The sequence below is a fragment of the Shewanella inventionis genome, assembly GCF_019931735.1.
Classification (GTDB): domain Bacteria; phylum Pseudomonadota; class Gammaproteobacteria; order Enterobacterales; family Shewanellaceae; genus Shewanella; species Shewanella inventionis.
Genome location: NZ_CP082926.1, coordinates 2,336,655 through 2,361,649, shown reverse-complemented (window position 1 = coordinate 2,361,649; position 24,995 = coordinate 2,336,655). Strand labels below are relative to the sequence as shown.

The following is a 24,995-nucleotide window of genomic DNA, read 5'->3' as shown; positions in this document are numbered from 1 at the left end:
TAGCGACCGTTTAATTACAGGATGAATTATAATTCTTCCCAGTAACTTCGGTCTAAACGTTCAAAGGCCAATTTTAAGATAGCAGCCATGTCTAAATAACAGGCTCTAGCGCTTAATGGTTGGCAAGCAACGCCCATTTCAGTCAAGGTTGAACTGAGCCGGTTGCCCCAATCAAATAATGACAACGGCAAAGGATGTCGCGCTCGCCATCCTAACCACAGCAAACCTTGGATAGGTAAGCTGATAAAAAATAGTAATACAGTGATGGCTTGCGGTAAAAAGTCCCAGCCCAATACATAAAGCTGACTGACTGCGGCAAACAAACCCAAAATTGGCATCACAATGATGGCTAATTGTGTGGCTTTGACAACACGATATTCAGGGAAATATAACCCCAATTGTCGCACCATAGGCCAGGTCTTCATATAACGGCGACCATCTATAAATAACGTTATTACATTCATGTTCAATCAAGGTACCTAAACAACTGAGTACAAGGGTTTTACATTAGCATAATACAGAGAATTGTTCTAAATACACTAGTTTATAGCGTACACAATTCGTGGAGATACACCCAGGGTAACGATTGAATTCAACGTTACACAAAAATGGATTTTATTATTTCATTTAGCTTCATTGACTTAAAAGGCGTTAACATGTCAGATAAATTAGTACTCGTCCTCAACTGCGGTAGCTCATCATTAAAATTTGCCATCATTGATGCTCAATCAGGCGATGAACAAATTTCTGGTCTTGCAGAATGTTTTGGTTTAGAAGATTCGCGTATTAAATGGAAATTTAATGGTGGTAAAAACGAAGCCAAACTCGGCGCGTTCACCGCACACCGTGAAGCGGTTGAATTTATCGTTAATAAAATCTTAGCCCCACAACCGCAATTGGCCGCCCAAATTAAAGCCATTGGTCATCGTATCGTACACGGTGGTGAAAAATTTACTCGCTCTGTGATAATCACCCCTGAAGTGATCCAAGGCATTGAAGACTGCGCGTCACTTGCACCATTACACAATCCTGCGCACTTAATTGGTATTCGCGCTGCTATTGCCTCTTTTCCTGACCTGCCACAAGTTGCGGTGTTTGATACAGCATTTCATCAAACCATGCCAGAAAAAGCCTATGTCTATGCTCTACCTTACAAATTGTATCGCGAACACGGTATTCGTCGTTATGGCATGCACGGCACTAGCCACCTATTTGTCAGCCGAGAAGCGGCAAAAGTATTAGGTAAAGACATAAAAGACACCAATGTGATTTGTGCTCATTTAGGCAATGGCGCATCTGTAACGGCTATCAAAGGTGGCAAAAGCGTCGATACATCAATGGGGTTAACTCCATTAGAAGGTTTAGTCATGGGTACGCGTTGTGGTGACTTAGACCCGTCAATTATTTTCCATTTAGTTAAACAATTGGGTTACACCCTAGATGAAGTGAATAACCTGCTCAACAAACAAAGCGGTTTATTAGGTATTTCTGAGCTAACAAATGATTGCCGTGGCATTGAAGAAGGTTACCAAGATGGCCATAAAGGCGCGACACTAGCATTAGACATTTTTTGCTATCGCCTAGCCAAGTACATTGCTTCATACACAGTGCCATTAGGCCGTTTAGACGCGATTATTTTTACTGGCGGCATCGGTGAAAACTCAGATCTCATCCGTGAAAAAGTGCTTAACTTGCTTGAAATCTTTAACTTTAACGTTGACGACACACTGAACAAAGCCGCTCGCTTTGGCCAACAAGGTGTGATTACCAAAGCGGGTAGCACGGTTGCAATGGTTATCCCAACCAATGAAGAATGGGTTATTGCCGAAGATGCAATCAAGTTAATTGCAGCAAAATAAATTCGATACTGTTTTATTGAACAACAAAGTTTAAGAGGTTTTCATGTCTCGTAATATTATGCTAATTCCGATTGGCGTGGGCGTTGGTTTAACGTCACTTAGCTTAGGAATGGTTAGGGCACTAGAACGCAAAGGCGTCAAGGTGCAATTTTTTAAACCCATTGCCCAAATTCGCTCAGGTGACACAGGTCCAGAACGCTCAACCACCATTTTGAGTACATCGCCTACCGTCAATCCATTAGAACCATACAGCATGGAACATGCTGAAGCGTTAATTCGTTCTGAGCAACAAGACGTGCTAATGGAGCAAATCATTGCTCGTGCAGCAGAGTGCGCAAGCAACACAGAAACACTAGTGATTGAAGGGTTAGTGCCAACTCGTAGCCACCCTTTTGCAGACGACATCAACTATGAAATCGCAAAAGCACTTGATGCCGATGTTATCTTTATCGCCACTCCGGGTGTCGACACCCCTAATGGGTTAATGAACCGCCTAGAAATTGCGTTCAACTCTTGGGGTGGGCAAAAAAACAAGCGTCTTATCGGTGCCATTATCAACAAAATTGGTGCACCCGTTGACGAAGAAGGTCGTACGCGTCCTGACTTATCAGACGTCTTTGATGACAAGCAAACTAATGTGACCGACAGTTCTGGTATGTTTCAATTACCGGGCAAGAGTCCGCTGCGCATTTTAGGTAGTGTGCCATATAATTTAGAGCTTATTTCACCAAGAGCCTCTGACTTAGCAAAACATTTAAATGCTAAAATCATCAACGCTGGTGAAATGCACACTCGCCGTATGCGTCGTGTCACCTTTTGTGCACGCAGCATTCCAAACATGTTGACTCACTTTAAAGCCAATTCATTATTAGTGACTTCTGGCGATCGTTCAGATGTGATTGTTTCAGCCTGTTTAGCCGCCATGAATGGCGTTAAAATCGGTGCACTATTGCTAACGGGTGGCTATCAGCCTGAACCAGAAGTAATGAAATTATGTGAGCAAGCCTTCGAAACGGGCTTACCAGTATTTTTAATCGACTCTAACACCTGGCAGACATCGCTCAATATTCAACGATTCGATCATGAAGTGCCCGTTGACGATGCGGTGCGAATTGAACGAGTGCAAGAATACGTAGCAAGTCATATTGATCAAACCTGGATCGAGAGTGTCACTCAAGACTCACCTCGTGAACACCGTTTGTCGCCTCCAGCATTCCGTTACAAACTGACCGAGCTTGCTCGTGCAGCTCGTAAAACCATTGTACTTCCTGAAGGTGAAGAGCCTAGAACCATAAAAGCGGCCTCGATTTGTGCCGATCGTGGTATTGCACGTTGTGTGTTAATTGGTAACCGTGAAGAAATTTTACGTGTGGCGTCGCAGCAAGATGTGATTTTAGGTGACGGCATTGAAATTATCGAGCCAGAAAATGCACGCGAAAAATACGTAGAACCTATGCTTGAACTTCGCCGTAGCAAAGGCCTAACCGAAGTGGTTGCCCGCGAACAACTCGAAGACAACATGGTATTAGGTACTATGATGTTAGCTCAAAATGAGGTTGACGGTATCGTCTCTGGCGCCGTGAACACAACCGCTCATACCATTCGCCCACCGCTACAGTTAATTAAAACAGCACCAGGCTCAAGCCTAGTATCATCCATTTTCTTTATGTTAATGCCTGATCAAGTGTTAGTTTATGGCGACTGTGCAATCAACCCAGATCCAAATGCAGAACAATTGGCAGACATCGCCATTCAATCTGCAGAATCAGCCAAAGCATTTGGTATTGAACCTCGCGTTGCCATGATCAGTTATTCAACGGGTAACTCTGGCACGGGTTCTGATGTGGATAAAGTTCGTGAAGCGACTCGCATTGCAAAAGAAAAACGCCCTGATTTAGTGATTGATGGCCCATTGCAATACGATGCGGCAGTGATGCCAAACGTAGCACAATCTAAAGCGCCTAACAGCCCAGTAGCAGGTAAAGCGACTGTGTTTGTATTCCCAGATTTAAACACGGGTAATACAACTTACAAAGCGGTACAACGAAGTGCCGATTTGATCAGTATTGGCCCTATGCTGCAAGGTATGGCGAAACCGGTTAACGACTTATCTCGTGGCGCCTTGGTAGACGATATTGTTTACACCATCGCATTAACGGCGATTCAAGCATCGCAAAACAGCAATAAGTAGTAATAAGTAGCAAGTTGACTACAAAAAAGCACTGATGGTTAATCAGTGCTTTTTTATTGGGTCATTAATACCAATTCCACAGTAGAGCAAGACGGTAACAATTCACTTTCGCTATTAGCAGCGGCCTTGTTATCACTGTAACGTTAAGATATTGAACAATTGATAAGCTCAACATGATTGACTAACACTTAAGCAAAGTTGAGGCTAATAGGTGAATAAATGAGGCATAACTACAGAAGCGGCATTTTTAACCACAAAATAAAAAACAATATTATCATGATGTTACAAACGCAACTAACAGTCATCAACAATCTTGTCCACAGAATCTGTGGATAACATTAACTTTTTTGACGCCTGTATTCGTTATAAAACTACAACGACAAGCATCAAGGTTAATCTTAGCGTATTTGTTTAGCGATCAAATATGATCTAATTCACTAATGTATTCATATACGATGTATTCATATACGATGTATTCATATATGACACGCGTTGTTTGAATCGTCAAGTAAATGTGGCGCTAACCCACATAAATAGTGACTAACTGCGCAAAATCTAGCTTTTGTTTGTTTAATTTACGCACCACTAATATTTACATGCTTGCCCTCATTGCGGCCTCACATCATGATACCAACTCAAATCAGTGGCAATAAACACAGCCCCCCCTCTCAACAAACGACTTACCACAATGCGCCAACCACACTTGTGATATCAACAAACGAGCATAAGACAGTGAGAGTGAAATTAGCCATTGCTCAGCTTTTAAACGCCTAAGTTTTAAAACCAATACTGAGCTTGTCAGTCCAGTCATAAATCGAGATACTAGGGTTTGTTGATCTTTGCTGGTTGAGTGCTATTCAAGTTAAAAGCATGTTTATTGAAGAGAGTTTTGCTACTGGCCCTATAAGCACTAGTTGCTAAATATAGAATCGCTCAACAAAGAATAAAACATTGTTAACCTGCATTGGGCTGGCTTTTCGGCCATTTTACAGTGTTATCGACTTTTTATGTAGAATACCTACAAGACTACATCTCGACCTCGCAGTGAGTCATGGCCAATAATTGGCGGCAAAAACAACCTTGAAAGGTCAATACAGGCCCAGGGTAAAAATAACATTCAAAAATATAGAGTTATCGACTAATGATTTCCATAAAACCTATAACATTAATTACCCTACTATTCGTCTTTTTTTTGAGTGCATGTGAACAGTCAACAGACCCCAATGCACAGCCTAAACTCAGCCCTGAGCAAGTTTCTCTTGGTTTTTTTCAAGCTATCTACGTAGATAATGATGTTGAAAAAGCAAAGCAATTTGTTGCACCAGATATTCAAGAAGTCATGGATCACTATCACATTGCCTCAGCGGTTCAACGTCATGTTCTCGGCTTATCAATGAAACAGGTGACGATGTCGATTGATGAAATTGATATCGACTTTTTCAGAAAGTTTACTGATGACGTCACGGTCGTTGTCAAAATGGAAGGCTTGAAAGGCGGCAGACAGTGGGTTGACGATCGAACAATACGCCTCCATAAAAAAGGCAGTACATGGGTCATTATAGAAATCTTACCTGAAAAAGGCAGAATTGAAGGCTAGTGCTGATTGGCATTAATCCATTTCGCCATTCACACACAACTATTGAAAGTAGCAATGTATAATTTAGAAAATTAAGTATTTCACTAATAAAAATAGCAGCCTAGGCTGCTATTTTTATTTTCGGTGTCGGAGTATTTAATGTCGCCACTTTCTTGCTGACACATCAATATGCTCGTTCAATCATCTTACTCTTCGTCAGAAGGTAAAGACTCTAACACGTCATCTTTTACTTGATAGTAAGCATTTTCGTATTCATGAACTTCCATAATCACTCCAATCTTTTTAGGTCGTTTTGTAGGGGGGAGGCCTGTCTTATTATTTCAACAGCATACTGTTTGTGACTTAGCGCCAATAACACAGCATGCTGATGGGATGACATTTACCTTACAGAGAAAAGCACAATCACTTTCTTCTTGTTGGGGAGTATATCAATACTGAGTGTACTTTAAAATGAGAATTACAAAAAACTTTCAGTTTTGAATGTCAAAACGACTTAAAAATGCAAAAAAACAGTGTTTTACAGATAAAAAACTGAAAGACTTTCATCTTGAAACAAAAAACCGATGCATGGCATCGGTTTTAGGGCTGAGCTCAAAGACTCACCAAACTCATAAACTAAACCTGACTAATATGATTAAGGATCCGTTTTTCAGAGATCGGATAGGCCGTCCCTAACACTTGAGCAAAGCACGACACTCGATATTCTTCAATCATCCACCTGGCCTCAACCAATAGCTCTGGCACAGGTTGAGAGCGAGGCACTTTAGCCAGTTGTGCCGTCAGCGCTTCTTGCACCTTACTAATACTGTGCATATGTAGACGGTCACGAGTGGGATCAACGGGCAGTTTTTCTAACCTGTTTTCGATTGCTTTAAGGTAACGGGCAACATCAGGTAATCGCTGCCAGCCGCAATCTTCCACAAATCCTTTGTACACCAAGCTGTCTAACTGGGTTTGAATATCACTCATTGCAAATGCAATATCTAAACTGATTTTACCTTTTAAACGTTTTTTAATTCGCTGGTAAATGGTTAAAACTTGCTCAACATGTAATGCAATGTGCTCAGCGGTAGGATTAAGCTCCTGACGAACCCAATCTTTAGCCTGTTCAAACTGTGCCTCGTTGCGTATATCTAATTGCTTTTGATCAAGTAACTGCTGCACAGCCGCATTGATAATATCTTCAATTAATATTTGTACCTGCCCAAACGGGTTAAAGTACATGGCCAATTTGGCTTTATTGGGTAACGCTTGTTGTAAATGCTTAACGGGCGACGGAATATTGATTAGCAACAACCTGCGTAAGCCCACTCGATGATGACGCTTAGCTTCGTGCTCGTCATCAAAAAGCTTAATCGACACATCCGTTTTATTGTCAATAAGGGCCGGGTAGGCTTTAACTTCGTAGTTGCCTTTACGCTGCTGGTATTGAACCGGTAAATCACCAAATGTCCAGCTGGTGATGGCCTCCTGTTCAATGCCTTTGTCTGCCACTTTACGAATAGCTTTGGCTACAACGCCTTGTAACTGCCCTTTTAGCGTTTCTAGATCTCGGCCTTGAGCCACTAAACCACCTTTATCATCTTCAATCTTAAAGTTCATTTTAAGATGTTCAGTTAATTGGGTTAAGTCAAAGTCATCAGCAGTAATACGCACACCGCTCATGCGCAGCAGTTGCTTACACATTGACTCTATCATTGGCAATTCAAAGGGTTTCATTGCTTGATAACAGGCCCTGGCATAATCGGGGGCAGGCACAAAATTGCGGCGTAAATTTTTCGGTAGTGACTTAATCAAGGCCACCAGCTTTTCTTCACGCAGTCCTGGTACTAACCAATCAAAGTCACTGTCGTCGATTTGATTTATCAGCGCTACCGGGATGTGCACCGACACACCATCGTCGACATTGCCTGGTTCAAAATGATAACTGACTTGCAAGGCCAAATTGGCCTTATGCCACACGTCAGGGAAGTCCAGTGCCGAAATATGATCAGCACTACGCTGCATTAATAATGCTTGGCTGTAATCGAGTAAGTCAGGAGTTTCTTGGCGTGCTTTTTTCCACCAGGCGAAAAAAAGTGGCGCATTGTAAATACCCGCCGGAACTAAAGGCTCATAAAAATCCACTAGCACTTGTTCATCCACCAAAATGTCACGGCGACGCGACTTATGCTCTAACGATTCAATGTCGTTAAGCAGTTTTTGGTTATTAACAAAAAAGGCCTCTTTGGTTTGTAATTGCCCTTCTGCTAATGCACTACGAATAAAAATCTCACGCGCCTCAACTGCATCAATTGGCCCATATTGCACCCGGCGACGATTAACGATGGTTAAGCCGTATAGCACTTGGTTTTCAAGCGCGACTACACTGCCCGCTTTGGCTTCAAAGTGGGGTTCTAGGTAGTTCTTTTTCACTAAATGACTGGCTAAAGACTCGAGCCATTCAGGCTCTATTTTGGCGCAGCAACGGGCGAACAAACGCGATGTTTCTGTGAGTTCGGCTGCCATAATCCATTTAGGGCCTTTTTTGGCTAATGGCGATCCAGGAAACACAAAGAACTTACGATTACGGGCACCTAAATATTCGTTGTTTTCACCTTTAAAACCGATGTGACTGAGCAAACCTGATAACAAGGCTTTGTGTAATTGCTCATAACTTGCAGCATTGTCGCTCACACGCCACTTAAGTTCGTGGACGGCTTGCTTAACTTGGGTATACAAATCCTGCCATTCGCGAACACGTAAATAGGCTAAATACTCATCTTTACATTGTTTTCTAAATTGGCTCGCCGACAGTTCATGCTTTTGGTCTTTAACGTGATCCCACAGTTTTATCCAACTGACAAAGTCGGAGTCTTTATCAGCATAACGTCGATGACACTCATCGGCCGCTTGTTTTTTATCAATCGGACGCTCACGGGGATCTTGAATAGACAACCCAGAGGTGATCACTAAGGTTTCATGTAAACAACCTAACTTATTTGACTCAATAACCATTCTGGCTAAACGAGGATCAAGTGGAATTTTAGCTAAATCTTTGCCCAATGGGGTTAATACTAACTCACCACGTTGCTTTTTAACGGCTTGTAGTTCTTCTAGTAATAAAAAGCCATCACGAATGTGTTTTTGATCTGGCGGCTGAATAAATGGAAAACCGGCAATGTCGCCTAAACCAATGGCCAACATTTGCAAAATAACTGAGGCTAAATTAGTACGTAAAATCTCAGGATCGGTAAATTCAGGACGCTGAATAAAGTCCATTTCATCGTATAGGCGAATACAAATACCCGGACCAACACGACCACATCGGCCTTGACGCTGATTGGCACTGGCTTGCGATATCGGCTCAATTGGCAAGCGCTGTACTTTAGTGCGATAGCTGTAGCGACTAATACGTGCCGTACCAGGGTCAATCACATAGCGGATCCCAGGCACGGTTAATGAGGTTTCGGCCACGTTGGTGGCTAATACAATGCGCCGACCAATATGGTTTTTAAATACTTTCGATTGTTCGCCGTAAGACAAACGAGCATATAAAGGTAGTATTTCGGTATCGCGATATTGTTGTTTACGCAATAAATCAGCGGTGTCGCGAATTTCGCGCTCACCGTTCATAAAGATCAAAATATCGCCAGGGCCTTCGGCTATCAGTTCATCTACCGCAGCAAAAATGCCATCGCTAACATCTAAGTCGGCATCGTTATCGCGCACCAATGGCCTATAACGTGTTTCAACAGCAAACGTGCGTCCTGACACTTCAATAACTGGGGCGTTATCGAAATGCTTAGAGAAACGATCTACATCGATGGTGGCGGAGGTAATAATGACTTTTAAATCTGGGCGCTTTTTCAGCACTTGCTTTAAATAACCCAAGATAAAATCGATGTTTAGGCTTCGTTCGTGTGCCTCATCGATAATAATGGCATCATATTGATTTAAATAACGATCTGATGTTAGCTCAGCCAGCAAGATGCCGTCGGTCATCAGCTTTATATAGCTGTTTTCGCTTATCGCATCTGCAAATCGCACTTTAAAACCAACCACGTCACCTAATGGGCTATTAAGCTCGTCGGCAACACGATTAGCAACACTGCGAGCAGCTAAACGACGCGGTTGTGTGTGCCCTATAAGTCCACGAGTGCCTAGCCCTAACTCTAAACAAATTTTAGGCAACTGAGTGGTTTTACCGGAGCCCGTTTCACCAGCCACAATTACAACTTGATTATTGGCAATGGCAGAAGCGATGTCTTCGCGTTTTTGCGATACGGGGAGCTCGTCTGGGTAACTAATAACAGGCCGATCTTGCAGACGTTGCTGCGCTTTAGCATAGGCCTTTTCTGCGTCCTCGGTAAGCTTGGCTATGGTTTGAGATTTTTTTTCAGACTCGGGCTCTTTATTAATACGAAATAAACGACGACGGATTTTAGCCGCATCGGTTTGATAACAAAGATTAAGATACGCCTTAGATAGCGGGTGAAGGTCCGAATTCAAATCTGATTCCCTTGCTTACATCGAAAAAAAGCGATCCTAGCAAGGAAAACAGCATAATGGTAATGATTTTAACGATTGTTATGCCGGAGATAAGTAACACTGCTGCATATAAGTGTTCATCGCTTTTAATACGTTGGTGCGGTTAATAGTACCAACCACTCTACCGCCATTAACTACTGGATAAATTTTAGGTTTTGCACCCAACATTTGCTCGGCTAATTCTAAAATACTTTCATCCGGTGAAACGGTTAATACAGGGCTTTTCATGCAGTCAGACACTGTACTTGTCATGTCGCAGTGATAACTGCTTTTTAGCATGACAGCTAAACAGTCTTGCTGCGATAAAAATCCAACTAATTCACCGCTAGCACTAACAACTGGCGCACCACTTTTATTACTCTTTAATAATTGCTCAACCGCTATTGCAAGAGACATGTTAGCGGTTAATAAAACTGGATGTCTATCCATATGATCGTTAATTTTTATCGAATCCATATTACCCCCAAAGCACAAATAAGTAGCGTCTAATAACGTCGCATTTGTTTTGTTACTGAACCTCAGCTCTGGTTAGGAGATGAATAAACAACCATGATTTTATCAATCACTCCAAACCATACATTCAAACTTAACACTTGTGCTAATAACTTGTACTAATAGCTTGTGCTAACAGCTAGGTCAATTTACAGGTCAATAGTTGGTGTATTGCAAGTAAATTTGAGGTTATCGGTACAAAGAGCTGTTTAAAATGCATTTATTATCCAGAGTTGAGGCTACTTGTTAAGTTTAGTCAAAATTACTCAACTGGAAAGTAAATTTAATCGATTAGCTTAATCGCCTATGTTACTAAAACTTCATCTTTTATTGGGTTGATTATTTATCGCGCCATATCTTCACGTTTACAGCATGTCCTTGTGTACGACTTGCGCGGTACATACCACTGGTATTAAATGGCATTGCTACATTGCCTTGGTTATCAATAGCGATAACTCCGCCGGTTCCACCAGCGTTAAACAGTGTTTGATTTATCACTTCATCAGCAGCCTGATTAATGCCTAGTTGTTGATATTTAACTTTGGCACATATGTCTGCAGCAACATGGTAGCGAATAAAATATTCGCCATGGCCTGTTGCCGATACCGCACACACGCCGTTTTCAGCATAAGTACCTGCACCAATCACGGGCGAATCACCAATACGACCAAAGCGTTTCGCCGTCATTCCGCCGGTTGACGTGCCAGCCGCTAAGTTCCCTTTTTTATCAAGCGCAACAGCGCCAACTGTGCCGTATTTATAATGCTCCTTTAAGTGGTTAACCGACGCTTGATAATCACCACCGTTAGCTTGTTCGGCCTTCATAATACTGGCTTTGGCATCAAGCAATTGTGAATAACGATGCGCGCTATCAAAATGACTATTAGGCACTAAGTCAAATTGCTGGGTTAAGGCAAACTCCTCTGCCCCATCGCCATACAACATGACATGGGGAGATTTATGCATGACGGATATTGCTAAATCAATCGGATTTTTAATGTGTTTTACCCCAGCAACGGCACCTGCATTCATGGTATTACCGTCCATAATTGAGGCATCAAGCTCGTGACCGCCATCAAAGGTATACACTGCGCCAACGCCAGCATTAAATAATGGGCTATTCTCTAAAATGTTAATGGCGGCTTTAACCGCATCAACACTGTCGCCTCCCTGCTCTAATACCTTATAGCCGCTGTTAACCGCTTCTGTCAGCTTATCTCGGTATGCTTGTTGTTGTGCTTCGGTCAAATTTTCAGGATTAATGGTGCCAGCACCACCATGAATAGCAATGGTGATCGGGCTTTGTTCTTGAGCGAGTAGGCTATTAGCGCTAAGGCCTAAACATAGGGCAAAGGTTAAATATAATTTATTCATGATCGGCAAGTCCTTGATACACGTATATCTTTGTAACCATTTATCTGACTTATTACAATGATATTGTTGCGACTTTTCGTCTTTATAGCGACAATAGTAACTTAATTATGGTGATACACATCACCCGCACCACTTTTGGAAAGTTTGCCTAATTTGTGCACTAAACGATTTACATTCAGTCAGTTAATTGTTTTTTCTTTGGCTCTATTCATGTCAGGCGTTGTGCTGGCAGAAAATAGCTGGCTAAACGTGAAAATTGAAGGGGTAAACAAAAAGCTTGAGAATAACATTATTGCCCATTTGGGCACCCTTCCTGAATCTGACGTGCAGCGCAGAGCCTTTTTATTTACCGTCGATGACAATACACAAGATGCTTTAGAATCAATGGGCTATTATCACGGAATAGTTGACATAGATATAAAAGAAACTGATTCAGGTCCTTGGGAGCTTAATCTCAATATCGTCACCGGTGATCCGGTAATTATTCAGTGGGTGGACATCAACTTTACAGGTGAAATGCTTCAAGATGATAGGTTTGCATTATGGTTAAACAGCCTCAAAATTAAGCCAGGTGATACGCTCAACCATGGTGTTTATGAAGCATTAAAATCGCAATTAGTGACCTTAGCCTTGGCTCGGGGGTATTTCGATGGTCATTACACTAAGTCTGAAATCAGCATTAATCGAGACATCAATACCGCACAAATCAACTTGCAATTTGACTCAGGTAAACGCTATTTATTTGGGGATGTTACTTTTGAAGGAAACACCTTAAACGATGATGTCATCGACGCGTTAATCCCGTTTGAAGCAGATGCCCCCTATGCTACCCAGCAATTAACTGAATTTAACCGCAACCTACTGGATACGGGCTACTTTAGTAACATTAAAGTATTGCCTCAAGTGGACAAAATCAGTGATGGCTTAATCCCGATCAAAGTGGAATTAAGCCCAAGACCAAGCCACCTGATTGAAGTGGGTTTAGGTGCAGACATAGGCAACAGCACCGATGACACTTTTGAACCAAGAGTGAGATTAACTTGGCGAACACCGCAAATAAACCGTTATGGCCATTTTCAAGAAACCAGTGCTGAGTGGTCACCAGATCGGCCTAAAATTTTAACCACATACACCATTCCGCTCAGTCATCCACTAGATGATCAACTAAAGGTAAAATTAGGCATACTGCGTGACACTTACGGGGTAACACAAGATTATGATGAAGAAAGTCGCTCGTTCGACAACACAGGTCAATTAGAATCTAAAAAATACTTGATAGGCCTTTCAAGACAAAAACGATCTAAAAGTAACTGGTTATACGGCTACTCTGTTGAGTCTATTCGCGAATTTTATGAGCAAGAAGACACAGACTATGATCCACGTTTTTATTTAATGGGCTATAACCTAACTCAAACTATACGCGGCGATAATACGTTAGATCCCAAATCGGGCTTTAGGCAAACATACAGTCTGGAATATGCCGACCCATCATTGGGGTCAACCATTCGATTAGCGCGTTTACAGGCACGCTTCAAATGGATTGAAACACTATTTGATAACCATCGCTTTGTTGCACGCGTGGACTTAGGCGCCAATATCGCTGACGAAGATGACATAAGTTTAATTCCGCCGTCGCTACGCTACTTTGCCGGTGGCGATCAAAGCATTCGAGGCTACAGCTACCAGGAACTGGGTCCTTACATCGACTACACCAACAGTGATGATGGCTTGTCACGCCAGGTGGTCGGTGGTCGTTACTTAGCCGTGGGCAGCATAGAATACCAGTACTATCTCACTCCAACCTGGCGGGTCGCTAGCTTTGTTGACGCAGGTAATGCCTTTGATACCGGCCAACTTGAACCCGTGGTTTCTGTTGGTGGAGGCGTACATTGGATTTCACCAATTGGCCCAATCAAGCTTGACCTCGGTTTTGGTTTAAAAGAAACCGAAACTGTCGCACGTTCATACCGTTTCCATTTAACGATGGGGACTGATTTATGATAGATAAGTCGCAACAACAAACTGAACATTCAAGCCTCGAGCAACCTGCCCCAAAGCAGCCTGCTCCATTGAGTCTTGGTGTAAAAATGTGGCGCAGCTTTAAGCTTTACACCCGCATTCTAATTTATGTGCCATTAATTATGTTAATGCTATTTGCCGTGTCTATCGGCACGCCTTTTGGCAGTAAAGTGACAGTATTTTTGGTTGATAAATTTGTTAGCAATGTCAGTGCCCAATATCAATCGGGTACGCTGAACAGTGCGCTTAAATTACACCAATTGTCTTGGCAAATGGACGGGATCGAGGTTTATGCTAAAAATGTAGAACTTGACTGGGTACCTAGCTGCCTTATTAATAAGCAGGTTTGCGTGTCAAACCTATCAGCGAGTCAAGTCAATGTCGATATTGTTACTGAACAGATCCCAACCAGCGAGATTGATACTCCTCACCTAGATGAACCAACAAATGAAAAACCACAAGAACTAATACTGCCTATCAGTATTAGCGTTAACAAGGCAACGCTTGACCAGGTCGATGTAACTGTTAATGACATGAGTTATCACGCTGACCAACTTGCAACAGAAGCCATTTGGAATGACAGTGGTTTGCACGTTGAGTTCCTAACAAGCCAGGGGTTAATCGTTAATATCCCCATAAATGATGATAACGCCAGTGATACACCTCAGTCACAAGACAGTGAATGGCCTCTGGCAAAGTTACCGCAAGTTTTCATGCCTTTTCCAATCAAGGTTAAGCAATTTGAGGCAACCAATAGCCAACTCAATATTGGCCAGCGCCAAGATAATTTTAGCCACATCATCCTGGCAGCGAGCTTTAATCAATATCAACTGGGTATTACTCAACTCGACATTACACATGACTATGGTAATGCCAATATTATTGGTGATATTGCCTTTGTCGAACACTACCCACTTACCTTGAAACTCCAAGCAAACATAGATCAAGTTACTGAGCTGCCTGGGTTAACGAAGCAATCTTTAAGGCTTGAATTAACACAAGATTTAAGCCTGCTCAATATCATCGCGTTAGCAAAAGGCAAAAATCGTTTTAAGTTAGCGTCTACAATTAATCTCACCACTGAGCAACTTAATTACCAGGTTACCCTTGAAGACACATACATACAGTGGCCGCTGCAAAAACCCGACTATATTGCTCAAATTAAACAATTAAACAGTAAAGGTAATCTAAACGACTTAGTGGCTAAATTTGAGGGTCAACTCACTACGCCTTTTCATCCTAATCTAAACATTGTGGCCGATATTAATAATCGCCAACAAAAGCTGACCGTTAACAAGCTTAATATTCAATCTATTGCAGGTAACATCGATCTTGATGGGCAACTGTCTTACAAAAATAACCTTGTTTGGCAAGCCAACGTCAGCACAGATAACATTCAATTACAGCATATTGACTATCTCACCCAATTTAACCCGGTTAAAAGTAAATTCAGCGGTACGTTTAGCAGCCAAGGGAATGTGGGTGATAAAAAGTGGAAAGTCGCTATAGATAAAGCCAATTTAACCGGTAGGTTGAATGGCTACCCATTAAATTTACAAGGCCACATCGAGGTCAATCAGGCCCTAGCAATTAATGCAGATAACCTTCAAGCGAATGCCCTAGGCGCTAATTTACTGATAAATGGCACCGCTGACACCATATGGGATATCGACGCTGAGTTAAACGTACCAGATTTAAGCCAATGGCTAGCTGGCGGACGGGGTAATATTTTCGCAAAAGTCGATGTGAACGGCACGAGCGCAAACCCAATAGTCGATGTTGACGCGCAAATCAATAAACTCAGCTATAACGGCAGTAAAATAGACAGCATGACGCTGCTAGCAAACTATCGTCCATTTGAACAACACAGTTATCGAGTTGAGCTTAAAAACAACCTACTATTTTGGAACAACAACAAGCTCAGTGAATTAACCCTGCTCAGTGAAGGCGACCAACTCAAGCAACAAACTTCATTAACAACCTTGGGCGACTTAATACTAAATGCTGAGCTGCTCAGTAATAGTAATCTCGAGAAACAACAGTTTAATGGGCAGTTTACCCAACTCAGCCTGCAAAATGTACTCGGCATATGGCGACAAGACACACCCATCAAGTTCAATTGGGACCAGATTAAACAGCGCGGTAACCTTAGTCGTTTTTGTTTAGTGCACCCACACAACACACTGTGTTTAGTAAACGAGGTCAATTTAGGGAGCACAGGCCAAGCCAATATCAGCTTTAGTGGTAATCCTGGGCAATTATTTGCACCTGTGTTATCCAAAAAACTGAATTGGAATGGCCAAGCTGCCTTAACAAGCCAGGTGAATTGGAATAAAGGAAAAAAACCAACAGCAGATTTACAATTTACCTTAATGCCGGGCAACATCACCTTAACCAGAGCGAAAACGAAACCTGTTAGCATTGACTATCAACAATTGCTATTTCATGCCTCTCTCGATGAAAAACAGGTTACCAGCACCTTAAGTTTTGACTCAGCAGGGATCGCCAATTGGCAAAGCCAGCTCAGTGTTAACATTACACCAGACCGGACCCTGCAAGGTGATATTAATATAAATGAATTAAACCTCGCCCCCTTTGGTGAGTTTTTCCCACGGCTAGCGACTCTAGAAGGCATATTGTCTAGCCGATTAACGCTAGCAGGATCGTTAATGGATCCAAGTGTGTCAGGCAACATCAAACTCAGTGACGGGGCATTTGCGCTGTCAAAAAATCCAACCCTAATTGACAAGCTGTATTTATCATTAGCCCTTGAAGGCCAACAAGGACAACTCAATGGCCAATGGCACATGGGCGATGGCCAAGTTGTCGCTCAAGGCACGCTCGCCTGGCCACAAGGTCAATTTAGTGGAGATATAGACGTAAAAGGCAGTGACCTGGCCGTTATCCAACCTCCGTTGGCCATTTTGAATGTTTCTCCCGATCTTAACATGACGTTCGACCGACAACAGTTTGCAGTTAAAGGTAAAGTGAACATACCGTCAGGCCAAATTAAAATAGTCCCCTTAGCCGAAGGCGGTGTCGCAGTATCAAATGACGTGGTTTTTAATGATTCAATTTCTGAACAAGTTGTCAAAACTAGTCCGTATGCCGTTATTGCCGATATTAATGTTAATGTAGGTAAAAACCTCACCATCGATGGCATGGGCTTGCAAGGTAAGCTTGAAGGTAACCTCGTATTGAAACAACAGGCCTTTAAACCGCCCATGTTGTTTGGTGACATCAAAGTAAACAAAGGCACCTATAAATTTATGGGGCAAACGCTAACCATTGACAAAGGTGAAGTGCAATTTGTAGGGCCAGTAGAAGCGCCTAACCTCAACATTGAAGCAACAAAAGACATTAAAGATGAAGATATTACCGCAGGTGTGAGAGTCACCGGAACGCCAATGCGTCCAGCGGTAACCTTGTTTTCAAGCCCGACCAAAGAACAGGCAGAAGTCCTCTCTTATATCTTAACTGGGAAAGGGTTTACCTCAACGTCAAATGATCAAAGTAACTCGCTCATGATGGGAGCCGCCTTAAGCCTAGGTGCACAATTTGATGGCGGCGCCATGAGTAGCATAGGCAATACAGCAACGGGCTTAATTGAAAAATTTGGTTTTTCTAATGTGCAACTCGACACAAACGATGATGGTAAAGTCGCTGTTAGTGGTTATATTGGCGACGATCTTATGATTAAGTATGGCGTTGGGGTATTTAACCCAGGGTATGAAATGACCGTACGCTATTATTTATTATCACAACTGTATCTTGAGAGTGTATCAAGTACCTTGAGCCAGTCATTAGATATCTACTACAGTTTCGAAATCGACTAGGTTCTAGGCTCCGCCCTCAGATATTTTTATTGGGGATCCAGGTGCTACTTAAGGTTTTAGCCTAAATTTAAGACACAAAAAAAGCGCCCTTAGGCGCTTTTTTTCAAATTAGCGATTAAGCAAATTTGAAGTCAACGTGTTCAATCATTGGCTTGAATGCGTGACGTTGAACAGCTTGTACACGTACTTTAACTTCTTTACCATCTACAACGATAGTTAAATCAGAAGTGTAGAAATCATCGTTTAATTGGATGTTGATGATATCTTTGTGTGCAAACTTGATAGAAACAGGCTCTTGACCAGCACCATAGATCACTGCAGGAACTTGACCAGCATGACGTAGGCGGCGGCTCGAACCTTTCCCGATTTCAGTGCGGGTTTGTGCGTTAATTGTGTAAGACATTAGTCACTCACTTAATAAATAATAAAGTATGAAGGCGTCATTGTTTTCGACCAACAATGACTCAAATAAAGCGCGCGGATGTTACCACAGCAACAACTATCTCACAAGCAAATCTGTGTTTAATTAACCCCAGCGCCTAACCGGGCCACAATCAATATGCACAAAGCCATCTCTTGGGTAAAACCCTACACCACCTAACTTTAATGACTCAGCGGCATCACGAAGATTTTTAGTGCTTACGCCTGGAATAGCAATGTCCATCGCCATTCCCTTCATGTGGTAGCTTTTCTTAGCAACACCTTTACTTTTAGATGCCAACATATGATTGGTTTTTGGTGAACGATAAGCTGAAATAACATGAATTTCGTCTTGATTATCTAAGGTAAGCTGTAATTTATGCAGATATTCAAATAATCGCTTATCAATAGGAGCCGCTACATTTTGGCGATGATCACGTAATACCTGGTTAAATTCTGATAAGGTTTCGGCTTGATATTGCCCATCAACCCAAAAACTGCCTTGGCTTCTTTCACCTGTGTGTCGATTATAAAAGTGAAGATTTTTAACGCCATGAGTCGAACGGCTGGCTTGTGCGGTATTAGGTAACATGGTTGCGACAGCAACACCACTTAGCCCTAATAATATTTGTCTACGAGTTAGACACTCAATTGTCATTTTTACACCACTTAACATTATTCGTTTACATAACATATCGAGTTAAAACCCGATTTCGTCATCACAATAGCAACCAAGCTATTGTTGTTTTTTTACCCAATTGACAAGTAAATTAAACATTAATGGCTAAAAATGCAAGTAAGGTTATTTGTGATGGGATAATAAACAAAGACAAAACTCGAAGACGTGATATGGCTCAGATGGTTAGACATTAATAGCAAATGATTAACTTTTATTCATCAAAGCCAGTTTATTCAATTAGCGGGTAATCGTAATCGCTATTGCACAATCGCCTGTGGGCGCATTTTTTGGCTTAGTAAGTTAGCAGGAGCCACTGGGCTTAATTGGTAAATATCATCACGATACTGAGCAATATGCGCATCATCTACCCAGGCACGCCAGTACACCATATGTACCGGTAATGTACCCGATAACGCAAACCATTGAGTGGTCGTGTAATCTTTTTGTAAACGATGCCAGGTACGCTTATCAATCACTAATTGCTTCGCAAACCAGTCGGCCAACTGTTGTACTTTTTCAATTCGCACACAACCAGATGACAAATCTCTGTCAGCCTTCGCAAACAATGATTTTGTTGGTGTATCATGCAAATAGATGCTTTGATCATTATTAAAATGAAATTTATAACGGCCTAAAGCATTATCGCCGCCGGGACGCTGCACGACACGATAAGGAAAACGACCAGCGGCCTCCACCTGCCATTGCTGAGGCGTTTTAATCACTAAGTTGCCATCAAAATCAAACACATCAAAATGCCTATCTTTAAAGTAATGACCATTTACTTTAACTTGCGGCAAAATATCATGACGTAAAAGTTGCCGTGGTACTGTCCAGGTTGGGTTGATGATCACATTAGATATTTGACCTGTCATGAGTGGTGTTTGCCTAGCGGGTTTACCCACAATGACTTTCGACGCCAGCACAACTTCATCATTATCAACTAACACCATTTGAAAAGCCGGAATATTAATCAATAAATAAGGTTGTGGTAATTGACTTAGGTAAGTGGTTTTCTCAACAAAACTTTTTGCGAGCAGTGTTGCACGCTGCTGGGGTGTTTGATTTAGCCAAAATAAGGTTTTAGGGCCTATAACAGCATCTGATGTTAAACCATGTCGTGACTGAAAACGTTTTACGCTCTGGGCTAAAGTGTCTTGGTACACTAACTCATCTGCAAGATATTCATTCGCATCTCCCAGCAGCCATAAACGTTGACTGATTTGTTTAATACTAGGATGCACATCCCCAGGACGAAGTAACCCTTCAGGAGCAATGGTTGGCCATGTTTGTGTTTCAGCTAACCACATTAATTTTCGTAGATAATTAACCACGCCAAGATAATCGGTGACGGCGGGCTCTAATGCGATATTTTTTGCGACCACAGACGCATTTTCGTCTAAGGTATCAAATGCTAATGGAACCTGTTTTTGTTGCCAAAATGACGCGACACTGCGCTGAATAATATCAATGTATTCCAATTGTTCGGCCGCCGACCCAGTCTGCAATATGGTTAAATATTGCGCCCGCTGTGCTGTAGGTTCTGCAAGGTATTGCAACTGTAAATGTTGAATGAGGTTGTCATACTGAGTGGTGTTGTCTGCAAATACGCATGAGGATATACAAAGCAATAAAATGCCCATAACACTCGCTTGTCTTGGTCGTGTAAATTGACTCAGCATGCTGCACTCCATCACCTTCGACACCTTTATATTGTCACGTTTACCATCACAGTGAAATGGCAGAAACATTTTCACAACAAAAGTTAATACCAAAGGGTTACTTTAGCGTTCAACAAATACCCATCTACTTAAAAAATAGTCGTTTAACATGAATTTATCTACAGACAACTTTCAACACTGATCCCTAATTGCTATAACGGGCGCCCAACGCAGTCAAGCAGTAGAAACGTTATGAATAAAAAGCAACTCATTCAATCCATGGCCCATAAAATGGATATCTCACAAACTGTAGCAAGGCGACAACTTGAGCAAATTTTACAGGTTATTCATCAAGGTTTATCAGAAGGCGAAAAAATTTACATCCCCCAATTTGGTACATTTGAATTACGCTTCCATTTACCCAAAATAGGCCGTAATCCACAAACAGGTGAAACCATAGAAATAGAAGGGTTTAACCAACCCAGTTTTAAAGCTTCGCCAAGTTTAAAACAAATATTGAATAATAATACGGCCTGATTGACCATCACAGGCTCTGTTCATCTGGCAACAAAAACGGCTTATCCCCAGTGCGACAAGCCGTTTTCAAAGACCATCTTGATAAATGTTACATCGCAGTAAAATCATCCAATAAAATCACACCAAATGGAGCTCCGCCACCCACATTATCGACAGCAGCAACAGCATAGACGCCACTCGCGTCTAATGTGACCTCTAAAGGCCCAATTGCAACTGTTTTAGTGCCAGCTACAGTCACACTAATGTTATAAGTACCAGGGGTTACACTAAGGCTGCCAGATGATGCTTTAAAAGGTACGCTAGATAACACAGGTGTAGCGTCTGTAATGTCTGCGGTGTCTGTTAAATAAACATCAACTTCAGGCGCTGAATAAGCAGCATGAACAACCGATAGTTTCGCCTCAGTAGCAACTCGGCGAGTCAGCTCATCTAAAACAAGAGGTTCGATGGCATTATCTGTTAATGAGCCAACGGCAAGCACACTGTAGCTTTTAGCTAATGCGAGTGACACCGATGCAGCATCAATAACGACAACATCATTGTCAGCGTCTGCGGCTACAGTCACAGTGTGTGAACCTTCAAAGACATTGACATAATTTGTTGCATTGCCAAATGACAACATATCTACAGCAGGCTCTGTGGCGTCATCAAGAAACACATCAACCGCCGGTGCATCAGCCACAGCATGAACGACTCTTATATCGCTGCCACTATTAACATCATTTACAATCACTTCAGCATCAGCAAGCGCAACATGCAGTGCCACTGGGGCGTCACCAGACCACGTATTGGGGATCGCACTGATAAAGTAATCCGTCATGTCACTTAATGCTATCGTGCCTGAGTCATAAACAACATCTTTCAAACCTGATGCCGTAATGCGCACTTGATAATCCCCTGCGGGCACTTCTAACTGAGTACTGACATGCATGTAATTTGCAGAAACCGTAGGGCTGGCCGCGCTAATATCATCACCAGGCGCGGTAACATATACATCAACAAGGTCAACTGAAGGCGCGGCATGCAGTACTTGCACTCTGGCATAACCAGCTGCAATGTCAGCAACCGGATTACTGACAAGTTTTAATGATAACGTCTCATCAGCCACTTTCCCCAGTGCAATGGCCGTATATTCCATATCCGGCTCTGCCATTAAGGAAGTGTTAAGTACAGTCAACGTTGTACCATCAGCTAAAATGGCATCTACATCGATGTCGTATGATGCTGATGTCACCTCAAGTAAACCACTGGACATCGCATAATCGACACCAGAAAGTACTTGGTTACCATCAATAGATACATTGACCATAGGGGCATCACTACCAGCATGAATCACTCTTAATTGGGAGTAATTCATCATAGGCTCGGTGACCACTTTGTCATCATCGTCAGAACAAGCTGTTAAACCGATCAGCGATAAACACACTGCAATTGGGTAAATCCGTTTCATGTTAGTAACTCCTCATATAATGTTATGACGAATTGCTATACGGCTTGAATTTTTTATCGGTTCAAAATATCAGCAACTTTTTACTGCAATGGTTTTGATAAACCTCGACGACTAATGTTAAATCTAAGCGCAAGGAACTTAGTAATTAATGGTACCCGAGGCCAGACTATTCTCGTAACGAACAGTGGCACGCTTGCTGTTCTACCAGAGCACGAGGGGCTTAGATATTGAACTTTAAACGTTAAAACTAAAGATAAAACCAAAATTACAGATATAAAAAAGCCCCAACTAATTAATGTTGAGGCTATTTTACACAATACTTGCGTATGTAATTTCTTACTATAAGAATGGTACCCGAGGCCAGACTATTCTCGTAACGAAGAGTGGCACGCTTGCTGTTCTACCAGAACCCGAGGGACTTAGAAATTGAACTTTAAACGTTAAAGCTAACGATAAGACCCAAATTACAGATATAAAAAAGCCCCAACTAATGTTGAGGCTTTTTTACACCACTCTCTATTACTAGAGATTATAATGGTACCCGAGGCCAGACTTGAACTGGCACGCTTATTCAGCGAGGGATTTTAAATCCCTTGTGTCTACCGATTCCACCACTCGGGCAAAACTTTTCGTGTTTTGATATCAAATATCAATGCACTAAATTCAGTGTTTTAGCGGGTTAAACTAGGTCGTTTTTCGCGTCCCGTTTAACTTGGTGCATACTTTACTGATTTTTTTAGGCCAAGCAACAAAAATATTATCTCGAGCTAACTGAACGCTTTAAAATTCGTCAATTTGTTTTAAATTAGAACAAAGTGAGTGAGTTAACAACAAGGTCACGCTTAAAAAACCTCATACCATTAATTTGCTCTAACGGGTGTGAGCCCTTTACTGCGATTAGTCACTGCATCTTCAATATCAAAGCCTGCTTCCGACCATACCTGCGCTTCTTCAACGTTAAACGATTCTTTTGCCCAAATCGTTGCGGTATCTAAACTAAAGTTAGCTTGAACCCACCCGTTTGCCTCGGTTGCATCAAAACCACGCACTCGCCAGTTTTGAGCCTGAGTGGCATCAAAACCAATTGATTTCCATTGGCTAATTTCGCGCTCAGACATCCCTTCCCAATTCGGTGCTGATGCACAACCTACAACTAATGTTACTAACAAACCAGCAAACAGTTTTTTCATCTTGTCTAATCACTCTCAACAATACCCTAGCCTCATACAGAAGCTATACGGTAAAACCTAAATTAATGGTTCCGATCATATCTGAGTTTAGGCTTTAAACAAGTGGGATTACAGAGATTTAATCTCTCATTATTAGCCAATAAAAAAGGCCACTTTCGTGACCTTTTAAAAAATATCGACATCAAGTGATTAGTCACGTTGACGTGTAGGTTTTCCGTGGTTTGAACCCACTTTATGCTTACGAACAGCGCGGCGGATTTTAGCACTTTTTACTTTAGAACGGGCAACACTGTGTTTGTCAGTACCAAGCAGTGAACGAGTTTCTGGTTCAAGGCCGGCAAGTTGACGCAAATAATTGACTTGCTCAATAGGCAATTCAATCCAGCCACCGCGAGGTAACGTTTTTGGAAGCTCAACTTGGCCGTAACGCACACGGATCAAACGGCTTACTTGCACGTCTTGTGATTCCCACAAACGACGCACTTCACGGTTACGTCCTTCACGTAGGGTCACATGCCACCACTGGTTAATACCTTCACCACCAGCGGCTTTAATGGTATCAAATTGCGCTGGACCATCTTCTAAGGTTACACCTGTACGCAAGCGCTGCACTGCCGCTTCTGGTACTTCACCAAAAGTACGCACCGCGTATTCACGTTCAACTTCATTAGATGGATGCATCAAACGATTGGCTAATTCACCGTCACAGGTAAATAGCAATAAACCTGATGTATTGATGTCTAAACGGCCAACGGCCACCCAACGGGCATCACGCACTTTAGGTAAGCGTTCAAACACAGTTGTTCTGCCTTCAGGATCTTTGCGAGAACAAATTTCACCTTCTGGTTTATGGTAAGCCAGCACACGACACACAATATCGTCAGCTGACTTTAATGAAACTGCACGACCGTCAATGCGTATTTTGGCATCAGCCTCTACACGATCACCTAAACCGGCAATTTCACCGTCTACACTAACTCGGCCTGCAGCAATCCATGCCTCCATCTCACGACGGGAGCCATGGCCTGCACGGGCCAAGACTTTCTGCAATTTTTCACTCATTAGCGGGGACTCTTTAAGAAATTCTATAAAAAGCAAATAGTTAATTACTTTTGCTTTATTGTCTTTTTAGGATTGTACCCGCCACTGACGCATACAATTAG

The 24,995-nt window shown here is 42.2% G+C and carries 16 protein-coding genes and 1 tRNA gene; 6 read left to right on the top strand and 11 right to left on the bottom strand.

Translation table 11 applies throughout. From position 1 onward, the window contains the following. Positions 1-26 precede the first annotated feature (26 nt). On the bottom strand, positions 27-464 hold the full coding sequence (gene yfbV, locus K8B83_RS10530; protein ID WP_188737648.1) for a terminus macrodomain insulation protein YfbV: 438 nt from the start codon (positions 462-464) through the stop codon (positions 27-29). Between the two features lie 192 nt (positions 465-656). Here yfbV and ackA point away from each other — a divergent pair, with 192 nt between their 5' ends. From ackA to K8B83_RS10515, 3 genes are all read left to right on the top strand, one after another. Beyond that, positions 657-1,859: an acetate kinase gene (gene ackA, locus K8B83_RS10525; RefSeq protein WP_223419948.1), complete on the top strand. Its 1,203-nt coding sequence runs from the start codon at positions 657-659 to the stop codon at positions 1,857-1,859. A 43-nt stretch (positions 1,860-1,902) separates the two neighbouring features. Continuing rightward, positions 1,903-4,050: a phosphate acetyltransferase gene (gene pta, locus K8B83_RS10520; RefSeq protein ID WP_188737465.1), complete on the top strand. Its 2,148-nt coding sequence runs from the start codon at positions 1,903-1,905 to the stop codon at positions 4,048-4,050. A 1,141-nt stretch (positions 4,051-5,191) separates the two neighbouring features. Next, positions 5,192-5,647 carry a hypothetical protein gene (locus K8B83_RS10515; RefSeq protein WP_398410800.1) on the top strand — a complete coding sequence of 152 codons (456 nt, stop codon included), beginning with the start codon at positions 5,192-5,194 and terminating at the stop codon, positions 5,645-5,647. Between the two features lie 615 nt (positions 5,648-6,262). Here the strand turns inward: K8B83_RS10515 and hrpA are convergent. The 3 genes from hrpA to K8B83_RS10500 all read right to left on the bottom strand — a co-directional run bounded on the left by hrpA (position 6,263) and on the right by K8B83_RS10500 (position 12,043). Next, entirely contained in the window at positions 6,263-10,138 is a 3,876-nt protein-coding gene (gene hrpA, locus K8B83_RS10510; protein ID WP_188737462.1) for an ATP-dependent RNA helicase HrpA, read from the bottom strand. Between the two features lie 78 nt (positions 10,139-10,216). Further along, positions 10,217-10,633 carry a CBS domain-containing protein gene (locus K8B83_RS10505; RefSeq protein ID WP_188737460.1) on the bottom strand — a complete coding sequence of 139 codons (417 nt, stop codon included), beginning with the start codon at positions 10,631-10,633 and terminating at the stop codon, positions 10,217-10,219. 375 nt (positions 10,634-11,008) lie between these two features. Beyond that, positions 11,009-12,043, bottom strand: a complete 1,035-nt coding sequence (locus K8B83_RS10500) for an isoaspartyl peptidase/L-asparaginase family protein (protein ID WP_188737457.1) — start codon at positions 12,041-12,043, stop codon at positions 11,009-11,011. A gap of 210 nt (positions 12,044-12,253) precedes the next feature. Here K8B83_RS10500 and K8B83_RS10495 point away from each other — a divergent pair, with 210 nt between their 5' ends. Together K8B83_RS10495 and tamB are read left to right on the top strand one after the other, a co-directional pair. Further along, a complete protein-coding gene (locus K8B83_RS10495; protein ID WP_188737455.1) occupies positions 12,254-14,044 on the top strand; it encodes an autotransporter assembly complex protein TamA in 1,791 nt (596 codons plus the stop codon). Next, a complete protein-coding gene (tamB, locus tag K8B83_RS10490) occupies positions 14,041-17,898 on the top strand; it encodes an autotransporter assembly complex protein TamB (protein WP_188737453.1) in 3,858 nt (1,285 codons plus the stop codon). Before K8B83_RS10495 ends, tamB begins: the two co-directional genes overlap by 4 nt. Before the next feature lie 115 nt (positions 17,899-18,013). On the opposite strand, the gene rplY is transcribed toward tamB, so the two are convergent. From rplY to K8B83_RS10475, 3 genes are all read right to left on the bottom strand, one after another. Beyond that, positions 18,014-18,301 carry a 50S ribosomal protein L25 gene (rplY, locus tag K8B83_RS10485; protein WP_188737451.1) on the bottom strand — a complete coding sequence of 96 codons (288 nt, stop codon included), beginning with the start codon at positions 18,299-18,301 and terminating at the stop codon, positions 18,014-18,016. 123 nt (positions 18,302-18,424) lie between these two features. Next, positions 18,425-18,976 (bottom strand): DUF882 domain-containing protein, encoded by a 552-nt coding sequence (locus K8B83_RS10480; RefSeq protein ID WP_188737448.1) that lies wholly within the window; start codon positions 18,974-18,976, stop codon positions 18,425-18,427. 278 nt (positions 18,977-19,254) lie between these two features. Continuing rightward, the gene (locus K8B83_RS10475) at positions 19,255-20,676 is read right to left on the bottom strand and encodes a L,D-transpeptidase family protein (RefSeq protein ID WP_223419946.1); all 1,422 of its coding nucleotides are present in this window, start codon (positions 20,674-20,676) and stop codon (positions 19,255-19,257) included. A gap of 231 nt (positions 20,677-20,907) precedes the next feature. On the opposite strand from K8B83_RS10475, the gene K8B83_RS10470 reads away from it, so the two are divergent. Beyond that, positions 20,908-21,192 (top strand): HU family DNA-binding protein, encoded by a 285-nt coding sequence (locus K8B83_RS10470; protein ID WP_188737444.1) that lies wholly within the window; start codon positions 20,908-20,910, stop codon positions 21,190-21,192. 88 nt (positions 21,193-21,280) lie between these two features. Here the strand turns inward: K8B83_RS10470 and K8B83_RS10465 are convergent, their stop codons facing one another. The 4 genes from K8B83_RS10465 to rluB all read right to left on the bottom strand — a co-directional run bounded on the left by K8B83_RS10465 (position 21,281) and on the right by rluB (position 24,894). Further along, on the bottom strand, positions 21,281-22,642 hold the full coding sequence (locus K8B83_RS10465; protein WP_188737442.1) for a DUF4397 domain-containing protein: 1,362 nt from the start codon (positions 22,640-22,642) through the stop codon (positions 21,281-21,283). A 535-nt stretch (positions 22,643-23,177) separates the two neighbouring features. Next, positions 23,178-23,263: transfer RNA gene (locus K8B83_RS10460), tRNA-Leu, on the bottom strand. A gap of 239 nt (positions 23,264-23,502) precedes the next feature. After that, positions 23,503-23,832 (bottom strand): hypothetical protein, encoded by a 330-nt coding sequence (locus K8B83_RS10455; protein ID WP_188737440.1) that lies wholly within the window; start codon positions 23,830-23,832, stop codon positions 23,503-23,505. Positions 23,833-24,021: 189 nt separating this feature from the next. Next, a complete protein-coding gene (gene rluB, locus K8B83_RS10450) occupies positions 24,022-24,894 on the bottom strand; it encodes a 23S rRNA pseudouridine(2605) synthase RluB (RefSeq protein WP_188737438.1) in 873 nt (290 codons plus the stop codon). Between the last annotated feature and the right edge of the window lie 101 nt (positions 24,895-24,995).

Excerpts from the sequence above, each read along its gene's own strand:
- yfbV (WP_188737648.1), bottom strand. The coding sequence starts at position 464 with ATGAATGTAATAACGTTATTTATAGATGGTCGCCGTTATATGAAGACC.
- ackA (WP_223419948.1), top strand. The coding sequence starts at position 657 with ATGTCAGATAAATTAGTACTCGTCCTCAACTGCGGTAGCTCATCATTA.
- pta (WP_188737465.1), top strand. The coding sequence starts at position 1,903 with ATGTCTCGTAATATTATGCTAATTCCGATTGGCGTGGGCGTTGGTTTA.
- K8B83_RS10515 (WP_398410800.1), top strand. The coding sequence starts at position 5,192 with ATGATTTCCATAAAACCTATAACATTAATTACCCTACTATTCGTCTTT.
- K8B83_RS10505 (WP_188737460.1), bottom strand. The coding sequence starts at position 10,633 with ATGGATTCGATAAAAATTAACGATCATATGGATAGACATCCAGTTTTA.
- K8B83_RS10500 (WP_188737457.1), bottom strand. The coding sequence starts at position 12,043 with ATGAATAAATTATATTTAACCTTTGCCCTATGTTTAGGCCTTAGCGCT.
- K8B83_RS10495 (WP_188737455.1), top strand. The coding sequence starts at position 12,254 with ATGTCAGGCGTTGTGCTGGCAGAAAATAGCTGGCTAAACGTGAAAATT.
- tamB (WP_188737453.1), top strand. The coding sequence starts at position 14,041 with ATGATAGATAAGTCGCAACAACAAACTGAACATTCAAGCCTCGAGCAA.
- rplY (WP_188737451.1), bottom strand. The coding sequence starts at position 18,301 with ATGTCTTACACAATTAACGCACAAACCCGCACTGAAATCGGGAAAGGT.
- K8B83_RS10480 (WP_188737448.1), bottom strand. The coding sequence starts at position 18,976 with ATGACAATTGAGTGTCTAACTCGTAGACAAATATTATTAGGGCTAAGT.
- K8B83_RS10475 (WP_223419946.1), bottom strand. The coding sequence starts at position 20,676 with ATGCTGAGTCAATTTACACGACCAAGACAAGCGAGTGTTATGGGCATT.
- K8B83_RS10470 (WP_188737444.1), top strand. The coding sequence starts at position 20,908 with ATGAATAAAAAGCAACTCATTCAATCCATGGCCCATAAAATGGATATC.
- K8B83_RS10465 (WP_188737442.1), bottom strand. The coding sequence starts at position 22,642 with ATGAAACGGATTTACCCAATTGCAGTGTGTTTATCGCTGATCGGTTTA.
- K8B83_RS10455 (WP_188737440.1), bottom strand. The coding sequence starts at position 23,832 with ATGAAAAAACTGTTTGCTGGTTTGTTAGTAACATTAGTTGTAGGTTGT.
- rluB (WP_188737438.1), bottom strand. The coding sequence starts at position 24,894 with ATGAGTGAAAAATTGCAGAAAGTCTTGGCCCGTGCAGGCCATGGCTCC.